Annotated in this window: 25 protein-coding genes and 5 tRNA genes; 9 read left to right on the top strand and 21 right to left on the bottom strand. The window is 71.7% G+C overall.

Translation table 11 applies throughout. The annotated features are described in order from the left end of the window. Positions 1-46: 46 nt before the first annotated feature. Positions 47-1,057, bottom strand: a complete 1,011-nt coding sequence (locus ABT001_RS16950) for a LacI family DNA-binding transcriptional regulator (protein WP_502967476.1) — start codon at positions 1,055-1,057, stop codon at positions 47-49. Between the two features lie 312 nt (positions 1,058-1,369). After that, the gene (locus tag ABT001_RS16945) at positions 1,370-1,837 is read right to left on the bottom strand and encodes a hypothetical protein (RefSeq protein ID WP_351277670.1); all 468 of its coding nucleotides are present in this window, start codon (positions 1,835-1,837) and stop codon (positions 1,370-1,372) included. 154 nt (positions 1,838-1,991) lie between these two features. Between ABT001_RS16945 and ABT001_RS16940 the strand changes: the two genes are divergently transcribed. Beyond that, positions 1,992-2,507 carry a DsbA family protein gene (locus ABT001_RS16940; protein ID WP_351277667.1) on the top strand — a complete coding sequence of 172 codons (516 nt, stop codon included), beginning with the start codon at positions 1,992-1,994 and terminating at the stop codon, positions 2,505-2,507. A 20-nt stretch (positions 2,508-2,527) separates the two neighbouring features. Here the strand turns inward: ABT001_RS16940 and ABT001_RS16935 are convergent, their stop codons facing one another. The 3 genes from ABT001_RS16935 to ABT001_RS16925 form a co-directional block, all read right to left on the bottom strand. Beyond that, on the bottom strand, positions 2,528-3,364 hold the full coding sequence (locus ABT001_RS16935; RefSeq protein WP_351277665.1) for a GNAT family N-acetyltransferase: 837 nt from the start codon (positions 3,362-3,364) through the stop codon (positions 2,528-2,530). 76 nt (positions 3,365-3,440) lie between these two features. Further along, positions 3,441-4,262 (bottom strand): aminotransferase class IV, encoded by an 822-nt coding sequence (locus ABT001_RS16930; protein WP_351277662.1) that lies wholly within the window; start codon positions 4,260-4,262, stop codon positions 3,441-3,443. Beyond that, positions 4,259-5,320 carry a chorismate-binding protein gene (locus ABT001_RS16925; protein ID WP_351277659.1) on the bottom strand — a complete coding sequence of 354 codons (1,062 nt, stop codon included), beginning with the start codon at positions 5,318-5,320 and terminating at the stop codon, positions 4,259-4,261. The genes ABT001_RS16930 and ABT001_RS16925 overlap by 4 nt, the downstream gene beginning before the upstream one ends. Before the next feature lie 225 nt (positions 5,321-5,545). Between ABT001_RS16925 and ABT001_RS16920 the strand changes: the two genes are divergently transcribed. The 5 genes from ABT001_RS16920 to ABT001_RS16900 all read left to right on the top strand — a co-directional run bounded on the left by ABT001_RS16920 (position 5,546) and on the right by ABT001_RS16900 (position 5,991). Next, positions 5,546-5,618 (top strand) — tRNA-Gly (locus ABT001_RS16920). 37 nt (positions 5,619-5,655) lie between these two features. After that, a tRNA-Cys gene (locus ABT001_RS16915) sits at positions 5,656-5,729 on the top strand. Between the two features lies 1 nt (position 5,730). Then, positions 5,731-5,802, top strand: a tRNA-Val gene (locus tag ABT001_RS16910). Positions 5,803-5,821: 19 nt separating this feature from the next. Beyond that, a tRNA-Val gene (locus ABT001_RS16905) sits at positions 5,822-5,893 on the top strand. A gap of 23 nt (positions 5,894-5,916) precedes the next feature. Next, positions 5,917-5,991 (top strand) — tRNA-Val (locus ABT001_RS16900). Between the two features lie 55 nt (positions 5,992-6,046). Here ABT001_RS16900 and ABT001_RS36080 read toward each other — a convergent pair. From ABT001_RS36080 to ABT001_RS16875, 6 genes are all read right to left on the bottom strand, one after another. Continuing rightward, positions 6,047-6,136 carry an MFS transporter small subunit gene (locus ABT001_RS36080; RefSeq protein ID WP_502967478.1) on the bottom strand — a complete coding sequence of 30 codons (90 nt, stop codon included), beginning with the start codon at positions 6,134-6,136 and terminating at the stop codon, positions 6,047-6,049. Positions 6,137-6,143: 7 nt separating this feature from the next. Then, entirely contained in the window at positions 6,144-7,493 is a 1,350-nt protein-coding gene (locus ABT001_RS16895) for an L-lactate MFS transporter (protein ID WP_351277657.1), read from the bottom strand. Positions 7,494-7,616: 123 nt separating this feature from the next. After that, positions 7,617-7,928, bottom strand: coding sequence for a TFIIB-type zinc ribbon-containing protein (locus ABT001_RS16890; protein ID WP_351277654.1), 312 nt, complete (start codon positions 7,926-7,928; stop codon positions 7,617-7,619). A gap of 65 nt (positions 7,929-7,993) precedes the next feature. Next, on the bottom strand, positions 7,994-8,956 hold the full coding sequence (locus ABT001_RS16885) for a phosphotransferase family protein (protein WP_351277651.1): 963 nt from the start codon (positions 8,954-8,956) through the stop codon (positions 7,994-7,996). 209 nt (positions 8,957-9,165) lie between these two features. After that, the gene (locus tag ABT001_RS16880) at positions 9,166-9,372 is read right to left on the bottom strand and encodes a hypothetical protein (RefSeq protein ID WP_351277648.1); all 207 of its coding nucleotides are present in this window, start codon (positions 9,370-9,372) and stop codon (positions 9,166-9,168) included. 207 nt (positions 9,373-9,579) lie between these two features. Further along, on the bottom strand, positions 9,580-9,849 hold the full coding sequence (locus ABT001_RS16875; protein ID WP_351277645.1) for a DUF8836 family protein: 270 nt from the start codon (positions 9,847-9,849) through the stop codon (positions 9,580-9,582). Between the two features lie 205 nt (positions 9,850-10,054). On the opposite strand from ABT001_RS16875, the gene ABT001_RS16870 reads away from it, so the two are divergent. After that, the gene (locus ABT001_RS16870; RefSeq protein ID WP_351277642.1) at positions 10,055-11,368 is read left to right on the top strand and encodes a serine/threonine-protein kinase; all 1,314 of its coding nucleotides are present in this window, start codon (positions 10,055-10,057) and stop codon (positions 11,366-11,368) included. A gap of 1 nt (position 11,369) precedes the next feature. Here ABT001_RS16870 and ABT001_RS16865 read toward each other — a convergent pair whose 3' ends face one another. The 8 genes from ABT001_RS16865 to ABT001_RS16830 form a co-directional block, all read right to left on the bottom strand. Beyond that, entirely contained in the window at positions 11,370-12,197 is an 828-nt protein-coding gene (locus tag ABT001_RS16865) for a TrmH family RNA methyltransferase (RefSeq protein WP_351277639.1), read from the bottom strand. 64 nt (positions 12,198-12,261) lie between these two features. Next, positions 12,262-13,515, bottom strand: a complete 1,254-nt coding sequence (gene cobA / locus ABT001_RS16860) for a uroporphyrinogen-III C-methyltransferase (RefSeq protein WP_351277636.1) — start codon at positions 13,513-13,515, stop codon at positions 12,262-12,264. A gap of 201 nt (positions 13,516-13,716) precedes the next feature. Beyond that, positions 13,717-16,926, bottom strand: a complete 3,210-nt coding sequence (gene cobT / locus ABT001_RS16855) for a nicotinate-nucleotide--dimethylbenzimidazole phosphoribosyltransferase (protein WP_351277634.1) — start codon at positions 16,924-16,926, stop codon at positions 13,717-13,719. A gap of 332 nt (positions 16,927-17,258) precedes the next feature. After that, positions 17,259-18,482 (bottom strand): precorrin-6y C5,15-methyltransferase (decarboxylating) subunit CbiE, encoded by a 1,224-nt coding sequence (gene cbiE / locus ABT001_RS16850; protein WP_351277631.1) that lies wholly within the window; start codon positions 18,480-18,482, stop codon positions 17,259-17,261. Between the two features lie 121 nt (positions 18,483-18,603). Beyond that, positions 18,604-19,242 carry a GNAT family N-acetyltransferase gene (locus ABT001_RS16845; protein ID WP_351277629.1) on the bottom strand — a complete coding sequence of 213 codons (639 nt, stop codon included), beginning with the start codon at positions 19,240-19,242 and terminating at the stop codon, positions 18,604-18,606. A 154-nt stretch (positions 19,243-19,396) separates the two neighbouring features. Beyond that, positions 19,397-20,263, bottom strand: a complete 867-nt coding sequence (locus ABT001_RS16840; RefSeq protein ID WP_351277626.1) for a MetQ/NlpA family ABC transporter substrate-binding protein — start codon at positions 20,261-20,263, stop codon at positions 19,397-19,399. A 74-nt stretch (positions 20,264-20,337) separates the two neighbouring features. Next, complete coding sequence (locus ABT001_RS16835; RefSeq protein WP_351277623.1) at positions 20,338-21,009, bottom strand: methionine ABC transporter permease; 672 nt, start codon at positions 21,007-21,009, stop codon at positions 20,338-20,340. After that, entirely contained in the window at positions 21,006-22,076 is a 1,071-nt protein-coding gene (locus ABT001_RS16830) for a methionine ABC transporter ATP-binding protein (RefSeq protein WP_351277620.1), read from the bottom strand. Before ABT001_RS16830 ends, ABT001_RS16835 begins: the two co-directional genes overlap by 4 nt. A gap of 572 nt (positions 22,077-22,648) precedes the next feature. Here ABT001_RS16830 and ABT001_RS16825 point away from each other — a divergent pair. After that, positions 22,649-23,008 (top strand): hypothetical protein, encoded by a 360-nt coding sequence (locus tag ABT001_RS16825; RefSeq protein ID WP_351277617.1) that lies wholly within the window; start codon positions 22,649-22,651, stop codon positions 23,006-23,008. Between the two features lie 2 nt (positions 23,009-23,010). Then, positions 23,011-23,472, top strand: a complete 462-nt coding sequence (locus tag ABT001_RS16820) for a hypothetical protein (RefSeq protein ID WP_351277614.1) — start codon at positions 23,011-23,013, stop codon at positions 23,470-23,472. 29 nt (positions 23,473-23,501) lie between these two features. On the opposite strand, the gene ABT001_RS16815 is transcribed toward ABT001_RS16820, so the two are convergent. After that, entirely contained in the window at positions 23,502-23,999 is a 498-nt protein-coding gene (locus tag ABT001_RS16815) for a GNAT family N-acetyltransferase (protein WP_351277611.1), read from the bottom strand. A 37-nt stretch (positions 24,000-24,036) separates the two neighbouring features. Next, on the bottom strand, positions 24,037-24,606 hold the full coding sequence (locus ABT001_RS16810) for a sigma-70 family RNA polymerase sigma factor (RefSeq protein WP_351277608.1): 570 nt from the start codon (positions 24,604-24,606) through the stop codon (positions 24,037-24,039). Positions 24,607-24,807 lie beyond the last annotated feature (201 nt).

Here is a 24,807-nt window from a genome sequence, read left to right as displayed (position 1 = left end):
CCGGCACGCTTCCGGCGGGCGGGACCGGGCCCGCCCGCCACCCCCGTCAGCGCGGGGCGGCGCTGGAGGCGCGTACGACGAGCTCCGGCTGGAGCACCACACCGCGGTGCCGGTGGGTGCCCCCCTCGTCGTCCGCCTCCTCCAGGAGGAGCTCCGCCGCCATCCTCCCCATCACCACGGCGGGCTGCCGCACAGAGGTGAGGGGTACGGCGGCGGCCGCGGCGAATTCGATGTCGTCGTAACCGACGATGGCGACGTCCTGCGGCACCCGCACGCCGGCGGCGTAGAGCGACTGCAGGACACCCAGCGCCAGCAGGTCGTTGGCGCAGAACACGGCGGTCGGCCTGGGCACGAGGCCGAGCAGCCGGGCCCCGGCGTCACGGCCCGCCGCCACGTCCAGGCGGTCCGAGGGGATCTCGACGAGCGCCTCGGGACCGAGGCCCGCCTCGGTGAGCGCCGCGAGGGCGCCCTCGCGGCGGTCCCTGATCTGGTGGAGGTCGCCCGGGCCACTCACATAGGCGACGGAGCGATGGCCCGCCGAGACCAGGTGCCCGACGGCGAGCATGCCGCCGCGTACGTCGTCCACGGAGACGGCGCAGCTGTCGGTGGAGGCCGCCACCCGGTCGACCAGGACGTAGGGGATCCGGTGGCGGGCGAAGGCCTCGAGGTTGCCGCCTGTGGCATCGGCCGGGGTGACGAGCACGCCGCAGACCCGCTGCTCGGCGAAGAGCCCGAGGTACTCGGCCTCCTCCTCCTGGCTCTGGCCGCTGTTGCAGACCATCACCCCGAGGCCGGCCTCCCGCGCCGCGCGCTCGGCACCCCGGGCGATGTCGACGAAGAAGGGGTTGCCCATGTCCAGCACGAGCAGGGCCATGATGCGGCTGCGCCCCGCCCTGAGCTGCCTGGCCGACTCGCTGCGTACGTAACCGAGTTCCTCGATCGCGGCCAGCACACGGGCCCGGGTTTCGGGAAGCACCGCCTCGGGGCGGTTGATCACGTTGGAGACCGTACCCACCGAGACTCCGGCCTGCCGGGCCACGTCCTTGATCCCTGCCACACGCCCCACTTGTCCTGCCCCACTGATGCGTTCGGCCGCCGCGCGTCGGCGCCGGGTCCCTCGGTCCATGGACGGACGAACGACGAGGTCCGTCACGTCGCCGTCCGAACCGCGCCTGGATTGAATTGTTTCAATCCGACCGGGACGGTAACGGTACCCCTGGGATACCGTCAAGATCGGCGCGACGCAACTCGAATATACCGAGGCATGGGGTGAGTACGGACACTCCGACGCCCCCGACAGGATGTGAATCGATTCACATCGACGACCCGGCGCGGCGGTGCTCCGCCGGACGGACGCGCCACGGCCCGGTCAGATCCCGTGCTTCTTCAGGATGGCCTCGATGTCACTGAAGTCGTCACCGGGCGCGGCCGCCTGCCGGGGCTTCTCCTTCGGCCGTTCCTGGGACCGCGAGCCGGTCGCCGCCCCGGCCCCGGAGGTCAGCGAGGGCGACGACGCGGCCGGCGCGACGGCGGCGCCCCGCTCCGCGGCCCGCGCGGCCTTGCGCTCCTTGCGGGTGGAACCGCTGCGGCGCTCCACGGCGCGTGTGGTCATGAAGAGCAGCCAGGCCACGGCCAGCAGCCCGAAACCCAGCCAGACGCCCGGCTTGAAGACGATGCCGGACAGCCACTCGACGACACCCGTCATCACCAGGCCGACGGGCACCAGCGAGTAGGCGGCGATCCGGGTCGCCGTGAGGAAGCGCCTTCGGTACGCGGTGATCGCGGCGATACCCAAACCGGCCGCCGACACAGCGGAACAGATGGTCTCGGCAAGCATCGGGGCCTCCAGCCGTCGGGATACGTCCCTTCCATCCTGCACCGGCCGGGGCGGGAGAGGCCACGGCCCGGGACCGCATCAGGGACATTTCAGGGCCGCGGTCCTCCCCAGGTGCCGATTGGGAAGCGCCGGTCCGGCCTGGAAGACTGACGCCATGAGCGAATCCCTCTCCGCCGCGCCGGTCGTCCTCGACCTCTGGTGCGAGCTCGAGTGCCCGGACTGTCATCGGGCCCTCTCCGACGTCCACGCCCTGCGCGCCCGCTACGGCGACAGGCTGGAGGTCCGGCTGCGCCACTTCCCGCTGGAGAAGCACAAGCACGCGTACGCGGCGGCGCAGGCGGCCGAGGAGGCCGTCGTCCAGGGCAAGGGGTGGCCGTACATCGAGGCCGTACTGGCCCGCACCGCCGACCTCGCCCGCGCCGGTGAGCCCCTGCTGCTCGAGGTGGCGGGCGAACTGGGCTTGGACGTCGAGGAGTTCGACACCGCGCTGATCGACGGCCGGCACCTGCTGATCGTGGACGCGGACCAGGCGGAGGGAAAGGCGATCGGCGTCACCGGGACTCCGACCTATATGATCGGGGACGAGCGGCTGGACGGCGGAAAGAGCCAGGAAGGGCTGCTCTCGCGCATCGAGGAGATCGCCGACCGGCTGCTGGCCGGTGAGGGCTGACCACCGGTCACTGCGGCCCGCTACAGCGCCTTGGCCAGGTTGTACCACGTCACCTCGTAGCCGAGTGATTCGTACAGCCGCAGCGCCGGCGTGTTGGAGGCGAAGACGTGCAGGCCGAGCCGGTCGAGTCCGGCGTCGAGCGTGATGCCCTCCGCGAGGTGCATCAGCGCCCGGCCGTAGCCGTGCCCCCGGTGCTCCTCGCGCACCTCGACGTCGAACACGTAACCGAGGTCGTCGCCGTCCGGCATGTCCCGTCGGGCCACCCAGACATAGCCGACGACGGCTTCGTCGCGGACGAGGACGTGGAAGTACATGCCGGCCGTGGCCCGGCCGTCCGGCAGGTGCGTGGAGAGGTCCCGCTCGGCCTTGCGCCGTGCCTGTTCCTCCGGCACGCCGCGCTCCGCCCATTCCCGCGTGTACGTCCCGACGCTGGTGGCCGCCCACGCGTCGTACTCCCGCTCCGTCATCGGCCGTCCGGTGACCCCGGCCGGCAGCGCGGGGGCGGGCCGGCGGAGGGGTTTCAGCATGTTCCGGCTGCGTTCGGTGTAGCCGAGCACGGCCCCCAGCGCCCGGGCGGCGGCGTTGTCGGCCGGGGCCACCAGGCGGACCTGGGTGCAGCCCCAGCCGCGCAGCACCTCCTCGGCGGCGAGGGCGGCGACGGTCCCGCGTCCGTGCCTGCGGTGCGCCTCGTCGATGCTCAGCGCCTCGAGTACGCCCGCCGAGGGGCCGAAACCCGGATCCGTGGAGATGCCGACGGCGCCCACGGGCCGCCCGTTGTCGCACACGTCGTACATGCGTGTCCGCGCGCCGTCGGCGCCTTGCTGGACCGGCCCGGTCGGCCGGATGGTCGTGGTCATCAGGGTGTTCTATCCGGTGGACGGCCCGGCGTCACCCTCTTTACGGATTCCGGCCCGGGCGGGGCCGGGAACGGGCTCACGGATCGAGATCGTCCGCCGCGCGCTCGTCGAAGACACGCATGGCCTTCGCCGTCACGGGACCGGGTGCGCCGGACAGCGTCCGTCCGTCGACCCGGTGGACGGCCTGGATGTCGCGGAGCGTGGAGGTCAGGAAGATCTCGTCGGCCCGCTCGAGCACGTCCAGCGGCAGCTCGGTCTCCTGTGCGCCCGTCCACTCCACGGCCAGCGCACGGGTGATCCCGGCGAGGCATCCCGAGGCGACGGGCGGTGTGTGGATCTGCCCGTCGAGGACGACGAAGACGTTGGATCCTGTGCCCTCGCAGAGTTGTCCGACCGTGTTCGCGAACAGCGCCTCGGAGGCGTTCTGCTCATGGGCGCGCGCGAGGGCGACGACGTTCTCGGCGTACGACGTGGTCTTGAGCCCGGTGACCGCGCCGCGTTCGTTACGCGTCCAGGGGACGGTGACGACGGCCGTGCTGTCGGGGCGGCGTGCCGTCCCGCTCATGGCGACGACCAGGCTGGGGGCGGCGTCGCCGCGGTCGGAACCGAGCGGGGAGAGGCCACCGGTGCAGGTGATCCGGAGCCGTCCGAGCGCCATGGGATTGGCCTCGACGACGGCCGCCACCGCGGTGCGGACCTCGTCGTGGCCGGGGTCGGCCAGCCCCAGCCCCCTGGCCGAGCGCGTCAGCCGGTCGAGGTGCCGGGTCAGGGCGAAGGGGCGGCCCCGGGAGACCCGGACCGTCTCGAAGACACCGTCCCCCACGGTCAGCCCGTGGTCGAGCACGGACAGCCGCGCGTCATCGGCATCGTGCAGTCCGCCGTTGACCCAGATCCTCATGACGTGGTCCTTCCTGTCTCCTCGTAGGCGCCCGACGCTACAGCGAGCAGGCGCGAGGCCTTGAGTTCGGTCTCCGCCCACTCGCGTGCCGGGTCGGACCCCCAGGTGATGCCGGCACCGGTGCCGAAGCGGAGGAGAGGGCCGGGGCCGGTGCGGTCGATCCAGAAGGTGCGTATGCCGACGGCCAGTTCCGCGGTTCCCCGGTCGGCGTCCACCCAGCCGACCGCTCCGCAGTACGGGCCACGGGGCGCGGTCTCCAGTGCCTCGATGATCCGCAGCGCGCTGGACTTGGGTGCCCCCGTGACGGAGCCGGGCGGGAAGGCCGCGGTGAGCAGTTCGGGCCACCCCGCGCCGTCGGCGAGCCGTCCGCGGACGGTGGAGACGAGGTGGACGAGCCCTGGGTGCTTCTCCACGGCGCAGAGGTCCGGGACGGTCACGCTGCCGGGCTCGCAGACGCGTCCCAGGTCGTTGCGGACCAGGTCCACGATCATCACGTTCTCCGCGTGGTCCTTCTCCAGCAGATCGGCCTCGGTGCGCCCGGTTCCCTTGATCGGGCCGGACTCGACGGTCCGGCCGTCACGGGCCAGGAAGAGCTCGGGGGACGCGGTGGCGATCTCCACGCCGTGGGACGGTATCCGGACCGTGCCCGCGTACGGGGCCGGGTTGCCCCGGGCGAGCAGGGCGGTCAGGGCGTCCACATCGGCCGTTTCCGCCCGCGGGCCGGGCAGCGGCGCGGACAGGACGCGGCAGAGGTTGGCCTGGTAGACCTCACCCGCCGCGATGTGTTCACGGATCCGGCGCACGCCGGCCGTGTAGGCGTCCTCGTCGAGTGAGGACGTCCAGTCGTCCGGGGCGGGCCCTCGCCAGGCCCCGGGTACGGGGAGGGGAACCTCTTCGGACCGTACGGTGTCGAAGCGGGCACAGAGCGGACCGCCTTCGAAGTCGGCACAGACCGCCCAGAAGCCGGACGATTCGAGAGCCGCGGGATCGCTGGTGACGTCCCGCAGACCGGAGGCGACGAGGCCGCCGAAACGGGCCAGGGGGGTGAGGTCGTGCACGTGATCGAGTCTAGGGCCGTGCCGGGCGACGTTCGCCCCGTCGCGACGCCCGGCACGCCCTCTCGACGGGCGGACATCGCCCGGCGTGGCCGTGGAGCGGCACACGGTGACCTGCGGCGGGCGGTGGTGGCGCAGCACGCTGCGTAAACGCGTTTTTGTGCTGGCCCGGGAATCCGCTAGAGTTCAACACGTCGCCGGGACGCGCAAGCGGACCGGGAAGGACAAGCGGACGTAGCTCAGTTGGTAGAGCGCAACCTTGCCAAGGTTGAGGTCGCCAGTTCGAACCTGGTCGTCCGCTCGCAGAAGGTGGGGGATCTTCCCGAATCCCCACCCCTGGTGGAGTGGCCGAGAGGCGAGGCAACGGCCTGCAAAGCCGTCTACACGGGTTCAAATCCCGTCTCCACCTCCAAGGACGATTAGCTCAGCGGGAGAGCACTTCCCTGACACGGAAGGGGTCACTGGTTCAATCCCAGTATCGTCCACCGATCCGCAAGGATCCCCGCGCGATTAGCTCAGCGGGAGAGCGCTTCCCTGACACGGAAGAGGTCACTGGTTCAATCCCAGTATCGCGCACGCAGTACACGCAGGGTCATCCTGCGCGATTAGCTCAGCGGGAGAGCGCTTCCCTGACACGGAAGAGGTCACTGGTTCAATCCCAGTATCGCGCACCAGCCGAAACCCCCGGTCGTCTCGACGACCGGGGGTTTCGTCGTGTGTGGGTGCGGGTCAGTCGGTGAAGAGCTGGGTGGCCTTGCGGACGAGCTCGTACAGCCCGTAGGCGAACGGCACGGCGACCCAGAGCCAGACGAACACCATGAGCGGCTTACGACTGCTGGTGGACACGGGGGCTCCCTTCCGGCGCCTCGTGGAAGCGTGCGTGGACCGGGCGGATGCATTCGTTGGCGACGAAGCCGACGATCAGCAGCCCGATCATGATCGTCAGGGAGGTCGAATAGAGACTGGGGCCACTGTGTCCCGCGCGCTCCCCCGCGTCCGCGACGCGGTTGACGATCAGCGGGCCGAGCACGCCGGCGGTGGACCAGGCGGTCAGGAGGCGGCCGTGGATGGCTCCCACCTGGTAGGTGCCGAACAGGTCCCGCAGATAGACGGGAGCGGTCGCGAACCCTCCGCCGTAGAAGGACAGGATCACGAGCGCGCAGCAGATGAAGAGGGGCTTGGAGTCGTTGCCCAGCTGGGCGATGATCACGTACATCAGCGCGCCGACACCGAGGTAGACCCGGTACATGTTCTTACGGCCGATCAGGTCCGAGGTGGACGACCACAGGAGGCGGCCGCCCATGTTGGCCAGTGAGAGCAGGGCGACGAAGCCCGCAGCCGCGGAGACCGAGACCGGGGTGGAGGTGTCCGCGAAGAAGTCCTGGATCATCGGCACGGCCTTCTCCAGGATGCCGATGCCCGCGGTGACGTTCATGCAGAGGACGACCCACAGGCACCAGAACTGCGGTGTGCGCAGGGCGTTGCGGGCGGAGACCTGGGCGTTGGTGACGAGCCTGCGGGTCTCCTGCTTCGGCTGCCAGCCGTCCGGGAGCCAGCCTTCGGGCGGCACCCGCACGAGGAAGACGCCGAGCGCCATGAAGGCCGCGTAGACGACACCGTGGACGAGGAAGGCCGTCGCGATGCCGGAACGGTCAGCGCCGAAGCTCTCCAGCATCCCGGTGGACCAGGGCGAGGCGATGAGGGCTCCGCCGCCGAACCCCATGATGGCGATACCGGTCGCCATTCCCGGGCGGTCGGGGAACCACTTGATGAGGGTGGACACCGGCGAGATGTAACCGATGCCGAGCCCTATGCCTCCGATGAAGCCGTAGCCGAGGACGACGAGCCAGTACTGACCGGTGGCGGCGCCGAGCGCGGCGACGAGGAAGCCGGAGGAGAAGCAGACGAGCGAGACGAACATCGCCCAGCGTGGGCCGTTGCGTTCGACGAGGGTGCCGCCGAACGCGGCCGAGAGACCGAGCATGACGATGCCCAGCTGGAACGGTAGAGCACTTGCGGTGCCCGAGAGGTCGAGGGCGGATTCGAGCGAGGGCTTGAACACGCTCCAGGCGTAGGCCTGTCCGATGGAGAGGTGGACGGCGAGCGCGGCGGGCGGTACGAGCCAGCGGCTCCACCCCGGGGGTGCGACAGTTCGGGACCTGTCGAGGAAGTTCATGTATCCGCACTCTATGCAACAGCCATGGCCATGACTAGATCATGAGTGGAATTGCATCGTCCGTATGCAATGCGGGCCCGGGCGCCTGCCCGGACCCGCCCTGCGGGCACCGCACCGGCGGGATCAGGAGCTGAACAGCATCCGTCCGAAGCTCTTCTGGCGGTGGTGGCCGCCGTAGTGACCGCCCTGGTGCGGTGCTTGCGGCGCTCCCCAGGCCGGGGGCTGCGCAGCGGGGTAGCCCTGCGGTGCGTGCGGAGCCTGCGGGGCCGGCGGCGCGGGCGGCGCCTGCTGCGCCCACTGCGACTCCAGGCGGGACAGGGACTCCAGCTCGCCGTAGTCGAGGAATATCCCGCGGCAGCCGCTGCACTGTTCGATCTGGACACCGTTGCGGTTGTACGTGTGCATCTGGGCGTGACACTTGGGGCACTGGATCATCGGGTGGACTCCTCGGGTCGTGGCGACGTCACCGGACATCCATGCCCGGCGGTGACCGCTTCACCCTACGACGCTCGTTCGGACACCAACTCGGATGGGAGAGAGGAAATTCGGACACATGCATCGATCATCAACTGTTCCACCTCATCCGGACTGCGGTCCTCCGCCACGGACTTGGCCAGGGCCAAGGCAGCGGTCTGCACCGTGAGCGCCCGCGCCGGCACGTCCAGCTCCGGCCACGGGTCCCCTACGGCCCGCACGGCCGGGCCGCCGGCCTCCCGGTAGGCGCCGAGGAAGCGCTGCCAGATCCCGGACGGCAGCAGCCCGGCCGCGTACCAGGCTGCGGGCCGCGCCAGGTCCCAGGCGGGATCACCCGGACCCGCGTCGTCGACGTCGATCAGCAGCCAGGGGCCGCGCTCGCCGGGGTACCGCACGAGCTGGCCGAGGTGCAGGTCTCCGTGGCAGAGGAAGCCGTCCCGCCGCTCGGGTACCGGGGCCTCGGCACGGGCCCAACCGGGCAGTCCGCGCCAGGCGGCAAGCACGGGGGTCACCGCGGTATCCCCGGGGCGGGCCGCGCGCATGCGCGCCACGGCCCGTGCCGCCTTCAGCGGCCCACGCATCGGCGGGAGCGTGCGGGGCGGCGGGACGCGGTGCAGCCGGGCCAGGAGGACGGCGGCCTCCTCCCAGGGAGCGGCGTCGGGATCCGAGGGGTCGACGGGTACGCCGTACGGCCAGAGGCTCACCGTGCGGCCCTCGGCACCGGCTCCCTTCCCGGCCCGGTCGGCGAGCGGCGGGAGGAGGATGCCTGTCAGCCGGGGCGAGGAGGCGAGGGACAGCCTGGCCGCCAGGGCGGAGGTGTCCGAGTCGGGGGCGTGAGCCTTGGCGACGACCGGGCCGCTGCGGACCACCGTGCCGTCGGGCCGGTCCGCGAGCACCCGGGGCGGGGCGCATACGCACACCTCCGCACCGGGGTGGACACTGCCGTGCGCGAGGTCGCCCAGCGCGCGTACGACAGGGGTGGTGGTCATGGTTCGGCTCCTGCGGAGGTGGTCGGCCGGCTCCGCGCCGGCCACGGCCGTGATCGTACGCGGCCGGGCCGAAAGGCTCCGGACAGCGCGATGTCCGGCCAGCTCCCCAGCTGGCCGGACAAACGCTGCCGTCCGCCGCACCCCCGTCCCCACGGGGCTGTTGGCCGGATGTCCCGGTCCGGACCGCTCTCCCGGACCCGGGGCGCCGCTCAGCGCCCCAGCATCACGCCCACGGACGACGCCTGTGTGACCACTGCGTCCCAGCCGCCGAAGACGACGACCAGCAGGGCCGCCAGGGGAAGAACCATGGCGGTGGCCACCAGAGGGTGGCGCGTGCCGGACGGACGCGCGCCGAACGAGGCGTATGCCCTGCGTCCTTGCGTGCGGATCATGGTCCGCGTCGCCGTGTCCGTCATGGTTCCTCTCCTGACCTGTTTCGGAGCGGCGGGCGTCTGGCCTCGGGGGACGAGTTCCGCACCCGCCGCTTGATCTCAAGATTACGGAGACGGAAACCGTCCGGCGTCATGCCCGCGTACCGATTACCGGGCCTCCCGGAGGATGAGCCGGCCACCCTCGGCGTACTCCCCTGGGTGGAGAACGTGTGCTCGCCGAGGCCCCGGGCCTTAGGGGGCACCCCCGACTCCGAGGCCGCCCGCGAGGGGACGCTCGGAGGAGTCCTCCCGGGGGACGGGCTGTTCGACCAGGGCGAGCACCCTGGTGGCCATGAAGCGGGCAGTACGGACAACTGATCCACTTCGGGTGACTTCACTCACTTCCACCACCCCTCGGCGGACCGCTGTCTCCACCCGGCGGCCTGCCCTGGAGGCCACCACCTCGTACGTCCTGGTCGTGTCACCCGCGTCCACGACTATCTCCACACGATCGCCCTTCATTGATCCAATCCCCCTTCTGCGACGGTCCTTTGAGATCTCGCACGGGCCATGGAGCCTGGATCTCCGGCTTCCTGACCACGCTTCGATTCTCCCACCGGGCACTGACAATCGTCGGGGCCGTGAGGGCGCGGCCTCTGAGCGCGCCGCGCCACGGGTACGTAAGCTGTGCCTCGTCAGGCGGACCGGCAGCGGGGATGGGCAGACGATGGCGATGATGCGGCTCCGGCGCGAGGACCCGCGTGTCGTCGGCTCGTTCAGGCTGCACCGGCGGCTCGGCGCGGGTGGCATGGGCGTCGTCTACCTGGGTTCCGACCGCCGGGGCCAGCGGGTGGCGCTCAAGGTGATCCGGCCGGATCTGGCGGAGGACCAGGAGTTCCGCTCGCGTTTCGCGCGCGAGGTGTCCGCCGCCCGGAGGATCCGCGGCGGCTGCACGGCCCGGCTGGTGGCCGCCGATCTGGAGGCGGACCGTCCCTGGTTCGCGACGCAGTACGTGCCGGGTCCCTCGCTGCACGACAAGGTCATGGAGGAGGGCCCTCTGCCGGCCGCCGAGGTGGCGTCCATCGGGGCCGCGCTGTCGGAGGGGCTGGTGGCGGTGCACGAGGCCGGTGTCGTCCACCGTGACCTGAAGCCGTCCAACATCCTCCTCTCCCCCAAGGGCCCCCGGATCATCGACTTCGGTATCGCGTGGGCGACCGGGGCCAGCACGCTCACCCACGTCGGGACGGCCGTGGGCTCCCCCGGCTTCCTGGCACCCGAGCAGGTGCGCGGTGCGGCGGTGACGCCCGCGACGGACGTGTTCTCGCTCGGCGCCACCCTGGCGTACGCGGCGACGGCCGATTCGCCCTTCGGGCACGGCAGTTCCGAGGTGATGCTCTACCGCGTGGTCCACGAGGAGCCGCATCTGTTCGACGTGCACGACGCGCTCGCGCCACTCGTACGGGCGTGTCTGGCGAAGGATCCGGAGGAGCGCCCGAGCACGCTGCAGCTCTCCATGCGGCTCAAGGAGATCGCGGCGCGCGAGGCACAGGGACTTCACGAGCGCCGGCCGCCCGCGCAACGCGGCGAGCAGGAGCTGGACCGGCCGACCGGACGGCTGGAGGGTCCCTACACCGAACAGTCGACCCGGCGTGCTGGTGGGGCCCCCGCTCAGGCACCGCGCGGGCCCGGGCGGCGCCCGGCGCCCTCGCGTCAGACGTCTCGGACCGGCGGATCGCCGTCCCGGCCGACGCGGGGAGGTCCGCGCTCAGGACGGCAGCAGGGGCCGAAGGGCACCGCCGGGAGACAGGCCTCCAGGGCCGGCGTGCGGACGACCTCGGCCGGGAACGGCGGCAAGCGCAGGCCCGCCAATCCGCGGCTGCTGCGTCAGCGGCTCGTCGTCTTCGTCGTGGTGACGCTGCTGGTCGCCCTGGGGATCGCGGCCGCTCAGGGCTGTCAGGGCCCGGCACAGGGGCTGGGCGGCACGCCGTCGCAGAAGTACGACGGTTCGGGTGTCCACCCGGTGCGGGCGGACACACCGTAGGTCAGGCGGTTCCGGCGGCCCGGGTCGCGTAGAAGGCGACGGCGGAGGCCGCGGCGACGTTGAGCGAGTCGACTCCGGCGTCCATCGGGATGCGTACATGGGTGTCGGCCTCGGCCAGTGCCTCGGGAGTGAGGCCGTCGCCCTCCGTGCCGAAGACGAGCGCAAGCTTCTCGTGTCTGCGGGCGACGAGTTCGTCCAGGGGGATCGATGTGTCGCTGAGACAGAGCGCGGCGGTGGTGAAGCCGGCCTCGCGCAGCAGGCGGACGTCCTTCGGCCAGGACGTCAGACGGGTCCACGGGACGTGGAAGACCGACCCCATCGAGACCTTGACCGCCCGCCGGTAGAGCGGGTCGGCGCAGCGCGGGGTGAGCAGGACCGCGTCGACACCGAGCGCTGCCGCGTTGCGGAAGGCCGCTCCGAGGTTGGCGTGGTCGACGATGTCCTCGAAGACGGCCACCCGCCGTACGCTCCCCGCTTCCGGGGACAGCAGCGTGCCCGCTTCGGGGAGCGGTTTGCGCTGCATGGAGGCGAGTGCGCCGCGGTGCACGTGGTAGCCGGTGACCCGCTCGGCGAGGGCCGGCGTCACCTCGTAGACCGGCGCCGTGGCCTCGTCGATGACATCGCGCATGACCTCGGTCCACTTGGCGGAGAGCATCATCGACCGCATCCGGTACCCGGCGTTCCCGGCTCGCCGGATCACCTTCTCGCCCTCGGCGATGAAGAGGCCTTCGGCGGGTTCCCGCCGGCGCCGGAGCTCGACGTCGGTCAGACCGGTGTAGTCGCCCAGACGCGGGTCGTCCGGGTCGTCGACGGTGATGAGTTCAGCCACGGGTGCTACTGCCTTGTCGGGGGTGATGTGGGGATACGGGTGCGGCGGGCCGGTGTCCGGCCGCTCAGCTGTCGAGCCGGGCGGCCGGTTCCGTGCCGACGGCGACGACGTCGCCGATGACGATGACGGCCGGGGGACGTACCTCTTCCACGACGACCCGCTCCCCGACGGTGCCGAGGGTCGCGTCGACCCTGCGCTGAGCCGCCGTGGTGCCCTCCTGGACCAGGGCCACCGGGGTCTCGGGGGACTTGCCGTGGGCGATGAGGGCCTGGGCGATGGCGCCGATCTTGTCGACGGCCATCAGGAGGACCAGGGTGCCGCGCAGTTGCGCGAGCGCCTTCCAGTCCACCAGGGAGCGCGGGTCGTCGGGCGCCACATGGCCGCTGACCACCGTGAACTCGTGCGCGACACCACGGTGGGTGACGGGGATCCCGGCCGCTCCCGGCACGGAGATCGAGCTGGAGATCCCGGGGACGACCGTACAGGCGATGCCTTCGGCCGCCAGGGCCTGCGCCTCCTCCATGCCGCGGCCGAAGACGAACGGGTCGCCGCCCTTGAGGCGGACCACGGACCTGCCCGCCTTGGCGTGGTCGATCAGCGCCTGGTTGATCGCCTCCTGCGCCATGTAACGGCCGTAGGGGATCTTCGCGGCGTCGATCACCTCGACGTGCGGCGGGAGCTCGTCGAGCAGGTCGCGGGGACCGAGCCGGTCGGCGATGACCACGTCGGCCTCGGCGAGGAGACGACGGCCGCGGACCGTGATCAGGTCGGGGTCACCGGGACCGCCGCCCACCAGCGCGACGCCCGGGGCACGGGTGCGGTGGTGCGGGGCGGCGAGTGTGCCGTCGCGCAGCCCTTCGACGATCGCGTCGCGGACCGCGGCGGAGTGCCGGGGGTCGCGGCCCTCCGATGTGGTGGTGAGGACGGCGACGGTGATGCCTTCGCTGCGGCCGGTGGCCGGCGTCCAGGCGGTGGCCGCCTCCGCGTCGTCGCTCCGGACGCACCAGGTGCGGCTGCGCTCGGCCTCGGCGGACGCGGCGTCGTTGGCGGCGGCGTCGGACGACGCGACGAGGGCGTACCAGGTGTCGGCGAGGTCGCCGTCCTGGTACCTGCGGCGCTCCCAGCGGATCTCACCGGTGTCGGCCATCGCCTCGACGGACGGGGTGGCGGACGGGGAGACCAGCGTGATGTCGGCCCCGGCCGCGATGAGAGCCGGCAGCCGGCGCTGCGCGACCTGGCCGCCGCCGACGACGACGACGCGACGCCCGTTCAGGCGCAGTCCGACGGGGTAGGCAGGGTGATCGTCATGCTCGGCCATGGTCGTGCGGGCTCCTCGTGCAGGGTGCGGTGTGCTGCGGGCCGCTGCGGCGGTGGAGCGGCGGTGACGTGAGCGGGGAAGGGGTGGCGCGTGGGAACACGATACGGGGTGCTCCGGTTCCGGCACCGTGATCGGGCCCGGGACCGGGACGCCGGGTGGTGCCCGGACGGGCCTGCGTGGCGCGTCCGGGCACTGCGGCGGCTACTTCTCCGTGACACCCGCGGAGTCGAACGTCGCCACCTCGTGCATCGCGCGGGCCGCGCTCTGCACGATGGGGAGCGCGAGCAGCGCGCCCGTTCCCTCGCCGAGGCGCAGGTCCAGGTCGACCAGCGGGCGCAGGCCCAGCTTGTTGAGGGCGGCGACATGGCCGGGTTCCGCGCTGCGGTGGCCCGCGATGCAGGCGGCGAGCGCCTCGGGGGCGATCGCCCGGGCGACCAGTGCGGCCGCGCCGGCGCTCACGCCGTCCAGGATCACGGGCGTACGGAGTGAGGCGCCGCCCAGCAGGAAGCCCGCCATCGCGGCGTGCTCCAGGCCGCCGACCGCCGCCAGGACCCCGATCGGGTCGGCGGGGTCGGGCCGGTGCAGGTCCAGGGCGCGTCGGACCACATCGACCTTGCGGGCGTGCATCTCGTCGTTGATGCCGGTGCCCCGGCCGGTCACCTCCGCCGGGTCCATGCCGGTGTAGACACAGATCAGCGCGGCCGAAGCGGTGGTGTTCGCGATGCCCATCTCACCGGTGAGCAGCGCCTTGTTACCGGCGGAGACCAGGTCGCGGGCGGTCTCGATGCCGACCTCGATCGCAGCGAGCACGTCCTCGCGGGTCATGGCCGGTCCGGTCGTGAAGTCGGCCGTGCCCGGCCGGACCTTACGGGGCAGCAGCCCCGGGGAGGCCGGCAGCTCGGCCGCGACACCGACGTCCACGACGCAGACCTCGGCACCGACCTGGGTGGCGAAGGCGTTGCAGACGGCGCCTCCGCCGAGGAAGTTGGCGACCATCTGGCCGGTGACCTCCTGCGGCCACGCCGTGACGCCCTGGGCGTGCACTCCGTGGTCTCCGGCGAAGATCGCCACGGCCGCGGGTTCCGGAATCGGCGGCGGGCACATCCGGGAGAGCCCGGAGAGCTGGGCGGAGATGATCTCCAGCATGCCGAGCGCTCCGGCGGGCTTCGTCATCCGCTTCTGGCGTTCCCATGCCTCACCGAGCGCCTTGGCGTCCAGGGGGCGGATACCGGCGATGGTCTCCTGGAGGAGGTCGTGCGGCTCCTCACCCGGCAGGGCCCGGCGACCGTACGTCTCCTCGTGGACGACCCAGGACAGCGGGCGGCGCTTGGACCAGCCCGCCTGCATGAGCTCGGGTTCTTCGGGGAACTCGTCGACGTAACCGACGCAGAGGTAGGCGACGACCTCGAGGTGCTCGGGCAGGCCGAGCGCACGGACCATCTCCCGCTCGTCGAAGAAGCTGACCCAGCCGACGCCCAGGCCCTCGGCGCGGGCGGCGAGCCACAGGTTCTCCACGGCGAGCGCGGAGGAGTACGGGGCCATCTGCGGCTGCGTGTGCCGGCCGAGGGTGTGGCGGCCTCCGCGGGTGGGGTCGGCGGTGACGACGATGTTCACCGGGGTGTCGAGGATGGCCTCGATCTTCAGTTCCTTGAACTGCTTGGCCCGGGCCTTGGGCAGCGACTGGGCGTACGCCTCACGCTGGCGCTGTGCCAGTTCGTGCATGGAACGCCGCGTCTCCGCGGAACGGATGACCACGAAGTCCCAGGGCTGGGAGTGGCCGACGCTCGGTGCGGTGTGCGCGGCCTCCAGGACGCGGAGGAGGACCTCGTGCGGGATGGGGTCGTTGCGGAAGCCGTTGCGGATGTCGCGCCGTTCCCGCATCACCCGAAGGACGGCGTCGCGCTCGGCGTCGTCGTAACCGGGGGCAGGCGGGGAGGCGGGTACTGCCTCGGGCTCCGCTTCGGGCTCCTCCGTCGGACCGGCGGCTTCGGGCTCCTCCGTCGCGCCCGCGGCGTCGGGCTCCTCCACCGCCGGCACCGGCAGGGCCTCCTCGGGAGCGGCCTCGGCAGCGGCCGGGGCCTCGGCTGCTGGGGCTGCCTCCGCTACGGGGGCGTCGGTGACGGGGACTTCCGCGACGGGGACTTCCGTCACCGGGGGGACGGGGACTTCCGTCACCGGGGGCTGGACCTCCGGGATCGCGGGCTCCGGAATCACGGCTTCCGGGGTCTCGACGGTCTCGGGGCCCGTACCGGGATCCGGTTCGGGAAGGGCCTGGGGACCGGACAGCGGCACGGTCACGGGCATCGGAGCCGGATCGGGCTCCGCTACGGCCTCGGTCAGGCTCTCCTGCTGCGGGGCGACGACGGGCTCCGGTGCCGTCGGGACCTCGGGCTCGACCGGCACGGGCTCCACCACGGGGGGCACGGGGTCGGCGGCCTGCTCGGGCTGTACGGCCTGCTCGGGCTCCACCACGGCCTGCTCGGGCTGTACGGCCTGCTCGGGCTCGGCGACGGGAATCGGCGCGAGGTGCGGGGCCGTCGGCACGGAGCCGGCCACGGGCACGAACTGTCCCGTCGGTTCAGCCGGGTCGGCGGTCCAGGCGGCAGCGGTTCCGGAGGCGGTGTCCACGGACGGTTCGGCCGTCGCCTCGGCGGGAGCGTCGACCGGTACGGCCTCCGACGCCTCGGAACGGACTTCCGCGGGACGCTCCTCGGCCGCCTCTGCCACGGGGGCCACGGGGGCGTCCGGCAGCACGGCGGCCACCGGCTCCGGAGCGACCGTTTCTGCGGGCGCGGCGGGAACGGCGCTCTCGGCGGGCGCGACAGCCTCGACCGGTTCCGTCGGCGCCGTGTTCTCGACGGGCGCGGCGGGCACGACGACGGGCTCGGGCGCGACGGCCGGCTCAGGCGCCGCGACCGGTTCGGGCGCTCCCCAAGCGGGCGCGCTCTGGGGCGGGATCTCGCCCAGCTGCGGGCCCGGCAGCGCGACCGCGTCGGCCGCCGGGTCGAAGTACTCGTGGCCCGCGGTCGGCGGTCCTGCGTGCCGCACGGGCGTCGGGTTCTGCGGCCCGGCGGGCCCCCGGTCCGCGAGCGAGCGGACCACTCCCCCGGTCGGCGTCCCGCCGTAGGAGGGCGCCTCGGTGGACGTGGGACCGCGGTGCAGCGGGCGCCGGGCCGGTGCGGCGGCGGCCGGGACCTGCGCGGGGGCATGTGCCGCGAACTGCTCGGGAGCGGCGGGAGCGTCGCTCCACGCCCCCTGGGACGCGGGCATCAGGAGGAGGTCGTCGTCCTCGGCTGTGTGCTCGGAGGGTTCGAGGTAGGTGTAGGCGTCCGGGACGGGGACGCCCGGCTGCTCCACCATGCCTGCGTTCTCCGGCAGTCCCTCGCCCGGGATCTGGCCGGTGTCAGTCATGCGTACCCCTCGCCCATCGTCAGTGCTCCTTCGCCCTTCGCCCGGGATGCCCGAACCACGGCACACCGGTGCTCGTCAACAAGAACGAGCGGGCTCCCCGCGCGGCACGAAACGCACGCGGAGGTGTACATTCTCGCGGCCGTTCGCCACCGCGACAGACACTTCTGCCTCGGCGCGCTGTGGACTGCGCCACGTTGCGCGTCCCCCGGTGGTGCTGTACCACATCGCGGACCAAAACGGTCCACTTTTCCGGACATTGACGAACGAACCGTCGAACAGCCGGGCGCGGTACAACAATCGGTCAGCCTACCTCGCGCTGCGGCGCGGACGGCTCAGGGGGCGAGGTCGGAACGCACCCCGGAGAGCAGGAACACGACGGAGCGTTCGCGCTCCGCCCAGTCGGAGGTGTCCAGTTCGACGGACTGGAGCAGCGCGCACTCGACCGCGTATCCGTTCTCCGCGAGGGCCGCCCCCAGCCCCTCCGCCTCGTCCCGGTTCGAGGCATGGGTGACGATGCGTTCGGGCCGCCGGTCGGCCACCGCCGTGACCACGGGCACTCCCCCGCCGCCGATCCGTACGACATCGGGTTCGGGCAGGCGCTCCAGGACGTGCGGGGCGGTGCCCCGGACGACCTGCACGCCCACCTTGTAGGTGCGGGCCGCGGTCGCCGTGCGCCCGCAGGCGTCGGGGTCGCTGTCGACGGCGAGCACCGCGGCACCGAAGCGGGCCGCCTCCACCGCGAAGGAACCGCTGCCCGAGCCGATGTCCCAGACGAGATCACCGGTGCGCGGGCCGAGTCGGGCCAGCTGCGCGGCGCGCAGGCCGGGCGACTCGCCTTCGCCGCCCTCCCCCGTGCCGCCGTACGACGTGGCGGGCAGGGCCCAGCCGCGTACGCCCTCGGGGTGGTCGGGGCGGCGGCCCGCGATCCAGGCGCCGTGGGCGGTGGTCTCGGGGCCTCCGCCGATGACGATGACGACGTTGGGGTCGCGCCAGGTGTGGTCGGCCGTCTTGTCGGAGGTGAGGACGGTGACGCGTTCGCGTACGGTGCCGAGTTCCTCGCAGATCACGAAGGTGCGGTGGACGCCTTCGAGCAGGAGGGCCAGCTCGGCGGGGCCCGCGCCGGGGGACGTGAGGACGGCCACCTTGTGGTGGGCGCGGATGATGTTGACCGCGCGGCGCAGGGTGCGTGGGTGGGCGACGACGACCTGCGCGTCGTCCCACGGCATTCCGGCGCGGGCGAAGGCGGTGGCGACGGAGGACACGGCGGGGACGACCTCCACCTCGAGGCCGTGTTCGGGCTTGCGCAGGGTGCGTACGACACCGAAGAAGCCGGGGTCGCCGTCGGCGAGGACCACGGCGCTGCCGCGGTGGCCCGCGATCCTGCGGGCGGCAAGGTCGACACTGCCGAGGCGGATGCGTTCCGCGGACCCGGGGACTTCGGGGAGTGCCAGGTGGTGGGCGGCACCGGCGACGAGCGTGGCGGCCGAGAGCGCGGCCGTGGCCGCCCTGGTCAGTGGCGAGCCGTCCCAGCCGATCACCGTGACCCGGTCGGCCATCGTCGTCAGTCTCCTGGGGGTGGGAGCAGGTGGGGACTCTCCGCGGGATGGGCGGAGCAAGGGTGAGCGTATCCGGTCCGTACCAAGGCCCTGCCGGGGGCACCCGGAGTACGGGAGAGGGTCACTTCCAGTCGTTGTACGTGCCGTAGCCGCCCGCGTCGGCCAGTTGCTCCGCGACGCCCTCCAGGTCCTCGGGCAGGAGTCCCCACACGATGAGGTCGGTCCTGATGTCGGTCCAGCCCCCGTCCTCGGTCGCGGTCCTGGCTATGCGGGCGTTGCGCAGGACACCTTCGCTGATGCAGCCCAGCTTCTGCGCGACCTGCTGGGAGGCGGTGTTCCCCGCGGGGGTGCGCAGCTCGATCCGCTCGAAGCCCTGGTCGCGGAAGAGCCACTCGGCGAGGGCCAGCACGGACTCGGTGGCGTATCCCTCGCCGCGCGCCCAGGGGGCGGTGATGTAGCGGACCTCGGTGGCCAGGGTGCGCCGGTCGGTGTTCAGGAGCCGTACGGATCCGACGAGGCGCTGGGTGAGGAATTCGGTGACGGCGAAGACGATGCCGTTGCCCTGGGTGCGTTCGGCGGGCGCGATCCTGCGGACCCACCGTTCGGCGTCGACCTGGGTGTAGGGGTGCGGTGCGTCGGTCCAGGCGGTGACCAGCTCGTCGTTCATCATCTCGAGGTACGCCGGGACGTCCGCCATGTCGAAGGGGCGCAGCACCAACCTGTCCGTGCTGATGGAGATGGACGGGAAGGTGGTAGTCATGCGCAGCTCCATGCCGAGACCGTGTGAAGGAGACCGTGTAAAGGCACCAGCATGCAGCATCGGACCGTGGATGCGCATGGCCGGGTCGGCACGGCGGAGCCCCGCACACCCTGGTGCGGATGTGCGGGGCTCGGGGGCAAGTGGTGCCGGGGTGTCAGGAGTTGGCGGGCACACCGAAGGAGGGGATGATCGACCCCTTGTAGGTGTCCTCGATGAACTTCTTGACCTCGTCGGAGTTCAGGAGCGTGACGAGCTTCTGGACCCGGGGGTCCTTCTCGTTGCCCTCCTTGACGGCCAGGAGGTTGGCGTAGGGGTTGCCCTCCGCCTTCTCCAGCACCAGGGAGTCCTCGCCCGGCTGGAGGTCGGCCTCGATCGCGTAGTTGCCGTTGATGACGGCGGCGTCGACGTCGTCGAGGGCGCGCGGCACGGTCGCGGCCTCGATCTCCTTGAACTCCAGGCCCTTCTTGTCCGTGATGTCGCTGAGCTTGGCGTTGGTGCCGACGCCGTCCTTGACGGTGATCAGGCCGTTCTCGGCGAGCAGCTGGAGCGCGCGGCCCCCGTTGGTGGTGTCGTTCGGGACGGCGATGGTCTGGCCGGCCTTGATGTCCTTGATGTCCTTGGCCTTCTTGGAGTAGAGGCCGAGGGGTTCGAGGTGGACGTTCACCACGGGGACGACGTGGGTGTCGTTCTGCTTGTTGAAGTCGTCCAGGTAGGGCTTGTGCTGGAAGAAGTTGGCGTCGACCTGGCCGTTCTCGGTGGCGGTGTTCGGAAGGACGTAGTCCGTGAACTCCTTGACCTCCAGCTTGAGGCCGGCCTTGTCCGCCAGGTTCTTCTTGACGTAGTTCAGGATGTCGGCGTGCGGCGTCGGGGACGCGGCGACGACGAGGGCCTTGGAGGTGTCGGCGCCGGCACCGGTCTCGCCCTTGGCGGCCGGGTCGGAGTCCGTACCGCAGGCGCTGAGCCCGAAGGCGAGGGCGGCGGTGGCGGCTGCGGCAGCGGTGATCTTGATGTTCTTACGCACGAAGAGTGCCTCTTTCCGGTGGTGAAGGTGGTGCGCCCGGACAAGGAGTTCGGGCTTCAGGGGAGAGATGAGGTTCAGGAGGTGGTGCGGCCCCGGCGTGCCAGCAGGCGCCCCGCGCCGTCGCCGATCAGCTGGACCACGGTCACGATGACGATGAGCAGCGCGACGGTGACGAGCATGAACTGGTCGTCGAAGCGCTGGAATCCGTAGGTGATGGCCTTGGAGCCGAGTCCTTCGCCGCCGACGGCACCGGCCATGGCGGAGTAGCCGATGAGCACGATGACGGTGGTGGTGACACCGGAGACGAGCGAGGGCAGCGCCTGCGGCAGCAGGACCTTGCGGACGATCGTGGGGACGGACCCGCCCATCGACTGGACGGCCTCGACCAGCCCGTGGTCGACCTCGCGCACCGCCGTCTCGACGAGCCGCGCGAAGAACGGGATGGCGCCGACGGCGAGCGGCACGATCATCGCGGACGGGCCGATGAAGGTGCCCATGATCCAGGTGGTGAAGGGGATCAGGGCGATCAGCAGGATGATGAACGGCAGGGAGCGGCCGATGTTCACGATCACGCCGATGACCTTGTTCACCGCGGTGTTCTGCAGCAGTCCGCCCTTGTCGGTGAGGACGAGGAGTATGCCGAGCGGAAGTCCGCCCAGGACGGTGACGAGTGTGGACCAGAGCACCATGTAGAGGGTGTCGACGGTTCCCTGTGTGAGCAGTGGCTGCATTTCGGACCAGGTCACTTCGCCACCTCCTCGGTGAGCGGTGCGGGGGCCTGGACGGGGATGTCCGTGCCGGTGGCGGGGCCGTCGTCCACGACCTCGGCCTGCAGTCCCTGCTCGCGCAGGAAGCCGATGGGTACGACGTTCTCCTCGAAGCGACCGGGCAGCTCGATCCGCATGCGGCCGATCTGCCTGCCGCCGACGGTGTCCATCGCGGCGCCGAGGATCGAGATGTCGATGTTGTACGTGCGGGAGAGCTGCGAGATCACCGGCTGGGCGGCGGCCTCGCCGTGGAAGGTGACGTCGACGACGGTGGAGCCGGGGGCGGAGGGCGTGCCGCCGACGGGGAACAGCTCGTGGGCCAGCTCGGAGCCGGGGGTGGCCAGCAGGGAGCCGACGGTGCCCGACTCGACCACGCGGCCCTTCTTCATCAGCGCGGCGGAGTCACAGACGGTCTTGACGACGTCCATCTCGTGCGTGATGAGCAGGACGGTGAGGCCGAGCTCCTGGTTGAGGTCGCGCAGCAGCTGCAGGATGGAGCGGGTGGTCTCGGGGTCCAGTGCGGAGGTCGCCTCGTCGGAGAGGAGCACCTCCGGGTCGCCCGCGAGGGCGCGGGCGATGCCGACGCGCTGCTTCTGGCCTCCGGACAGCTGGCCGGGGTAGGCCCTGGCCTTGTCCGCGAGACCGACGCGGTCGAGGAGTTCGAGCGCCTTGCGGGTGCGCGCCTGCCCGGAGAGCCCGAGGATCTCCAGGGGAAGCTCGACGTTGTCCCGTACGGTGCGTGAGTCGAGCAGATTGAAGTGCTGGAAGACCATGCCGATGCGGCTGCGCGCCCGGCGGAGCTCCTTGCCGGCGCGGCGGCCTCGGCCCGCGAGGGCGGTGAGGTCCTGTCCGGCGACCGTCACGGTGCCCGAGGTGGGGCGTTCGAGGAGGTTGACGCAGCGGATGAGGGAGGACTTGCCGGCGCCGCTCTGTCCGATGACGCCGTAGACCTCGCCCTTGCGGACGTGCAGGTCCACGCCGTCCAGGGCGGTGACCTCCCGGCCGCGTGACTGGTAGACCTTCGTGAGGCCCGAAGTGGTGATCACAGGGTTTCCGTCACTGTCGAGTGCGCGGCGCGGTGTCCGCCGGGCACGGGGCATTCGTGTGGTGAGACTGTTCTCGGTGGTCGACCGGAGGGAGTCGCGGCACTGCCGGGCCTCGGCGGGACCGCCGGGCGCGGGTGTGTCGGGACCGGCGGTCCGCCGGGTGCGGACCGGCACGGTCCCGGTCTCGCTTCGGGGCGCGAGGCTCAGGCGGGGGCCCTCAGAAGGCGCGCATTCGACACGTACAACGAGCACCGGGCGTCGGGATCGCCTCGGTCGCAGGGCTGCGGTAGCTCGTCGTGGTCATGGCCCAAGTAAAACAGACGTAACGTTCCGGCGACCCATCGCGTCCGCATAGCGGACGGCCGTGGACAGGCCCCCTCGGGCCCGGAGTGGCGCCTTCCACCCCTTTGACCTGCACGAATTTAGACACTGTGGCCGTGCGCACCCTCAACGGCGCGCTCGCGACGTGGGCACCCTGTGGCAAAGGCCACGATTCCAGGAAGCCACCCCCGGCAGCCCGTCCGCCCGGGGCCGCACGCCGTCGGCTCCCCGGCCCGTAATACCCTCGCCTCATGCTTGACGCCCTGACGGTCGCGGTCGCCGTGGCCGCGCTCGCCCTCGCCGCCTGGTGCGGATTCGCCGCATACCGGGACCAGCCCACGAAGGACTGGCACTTCATCGGCATGGCCGTCGTCTCCGTGCTGGCGCTGGCACAGCTGGTCGTGGGAATCGTGCAGCTGGCACGCGGCGAGCGGCCCGACCAGGGCATGACGATCTTCATCGCCTACCTGATCGGCGCCTTCGCTGCCGTGCCCGCGGCGGGTTTCCTCTCACTGACGGAGCGGACCCGCTGGGGCTCGGTGACGGTGGCGGCCGGCGCGGTCGTCCTCGCCGTCCTCGAAGTACGGCTCTACGACATCTGGGGAAACTGACCATGAGCGACACCGACCGCACGGGAGCACCCACGTCCCCGGCCCCGCAGCCGGACGCCCCTCGGGGGGCACAGCGGTTCGAACTCGGCACCGGTCCCGGAAGGGTCCTGGTCTGGTTCTACGGCGTGTTCACCGTGGCCGCGGCGTCCCGCTCGATCGTCGAGATGATCCTGGACTTCGGCAAGGCGCCGCTGGCGTACGTCCTCTCGGCCGTCGCCGCCGTCGTGTACGGCTTCATCACGTACTCACTGGTGCGGGGCGGTGAGAAGGCGCGCAGGGCGGCGCTGGTGTGCTGCGCCGCCGAGCTCGCGGGCGTGCTGGTCGTCGGCGCGTGGACCTGGCTGGAACCCTCCGCCTTCCCGGACAGCACCGTGTGGTCGGAATTCGGTATGGGCTACCTGTTCATCCCGGTGATCCTGCCGGTCACCGGGATGATCTGGCTGCGCCGCGCCCGGAACGCCTGACACCGGGCGTCGCGGGGGTCCTTCGGGTGTTACGCCGCACAGGCCGCCGTGGTGGCGTCCTTCTCCAGCAGGACCATCCGGACGCCGTCACCCCCGGTGGCGTTCCCCACCTGGGCATAGCCCGCCTTGCGGTAGAGCCGCAGACTGCCTTCACTGCGCTCCCCCGTGTGCAGTCGGAAGCGGGTGGCCGAACGCCCGTCCGCCAGGCCGGTTTCCGCGGCGCGCAGGAGGCGGGTGCCGAGGCCGTGGTGACGGAGCCGGGGGTGGACGCAGAGCTTGCCGATCCCGCCGGTGCCGTCCGCGTCGGTGAAGCCGCGTACCGAGCCGACGACTTCGTCGCCGAGCCGGGCCACGAACACGAGGTCCGCGGCGACTTCCTCCCTGACCGAGTCGAAGGTCTGCACGAGTGGTTCGATCCGGTAGTTGCCGTACAGCTCCGCCTCGCTCTGGAAACAGAGGTACTGGAGTCTGAAGATCTGCTCGACGTCCTGTGCCGTCGCCGCCGAGATGGTCACACTCATGCCCATGTGTGCATGCCTCCCGCTCACCTGATCCGCCGGTTGTCTACCGCTCCTTTCCCCGCAGTTCAGGAGCTACAACCTCCGCCGCGAGCATTCTGCGCAGACATCCCAGGCATCGGGAACGCATAGGACCCAAACTGCCCTGTGACATACCCAACTCCCCCGCGATCTCCCGGTACGTCGGGTCGTGGGGGGCCAGCATCGCCTCGATCAGCCGTGGACACCTGCCGGGCAGCCGGCCCACCGCGGTGCGCAGCGCCCGGCGTTCGTCGGCGCCCACCGCGATCCGTTCGGGACACCCCGCCCAGTCGTCCAGCGGTTCGCCGGCGGTGTAGGCACGCTCGCGCCTGGTCCTGCGGCGGGCGCTCCGCGCCTCCGCCCGCACGGCCGTGCGGACCCAGCCGACGGGGTCGGCCGGCATCGCCGGTCCCGGCCACCGCTCCAGCAACCGCAGCCACACCGCCTGTTCCAGGTCCGCGGCCTCGACCCCGGCGGCCTGGGCCTCGGCTCCCGCCTCGGCGCGCACCAGCGCGTGCAGGGCACGGACGACGGCTCGCCCGCGGTCTCCCGCCCCTTCGGACGGAGCCGGGGAAACAGAATCGAGAAGAGTCATGCCCCCTCAACGCGCGCCGTGTGCGGCGGGTTGCCGCACACGGGGAGCTCCACCCGACCGGGGCACACGGGCCCGCCGGCTGACGCGCCCGGGCCCGTGACGCCCCAGGGCGTGTTTCGAAAGTAGCGCCGTCCGCCCGAAGGGCGGGCCTGGCGGCGTCCGGTGCGTGCGATCGCAAGGCGGAGGGTCGCCCCGATACTG

The sequence above is a fragment of the Streptomyces sp. NPDC002793 genome, from assembly GCF_040295485.1.
Lineage (GTDB): Bacteria > Actinomycetota > Actinomycetes > Streptomycetales > Streptomycetaceae > Streptomyces.
This window is presented reverse-complemented; position numbering and strand designations above follow the sequence as displayed.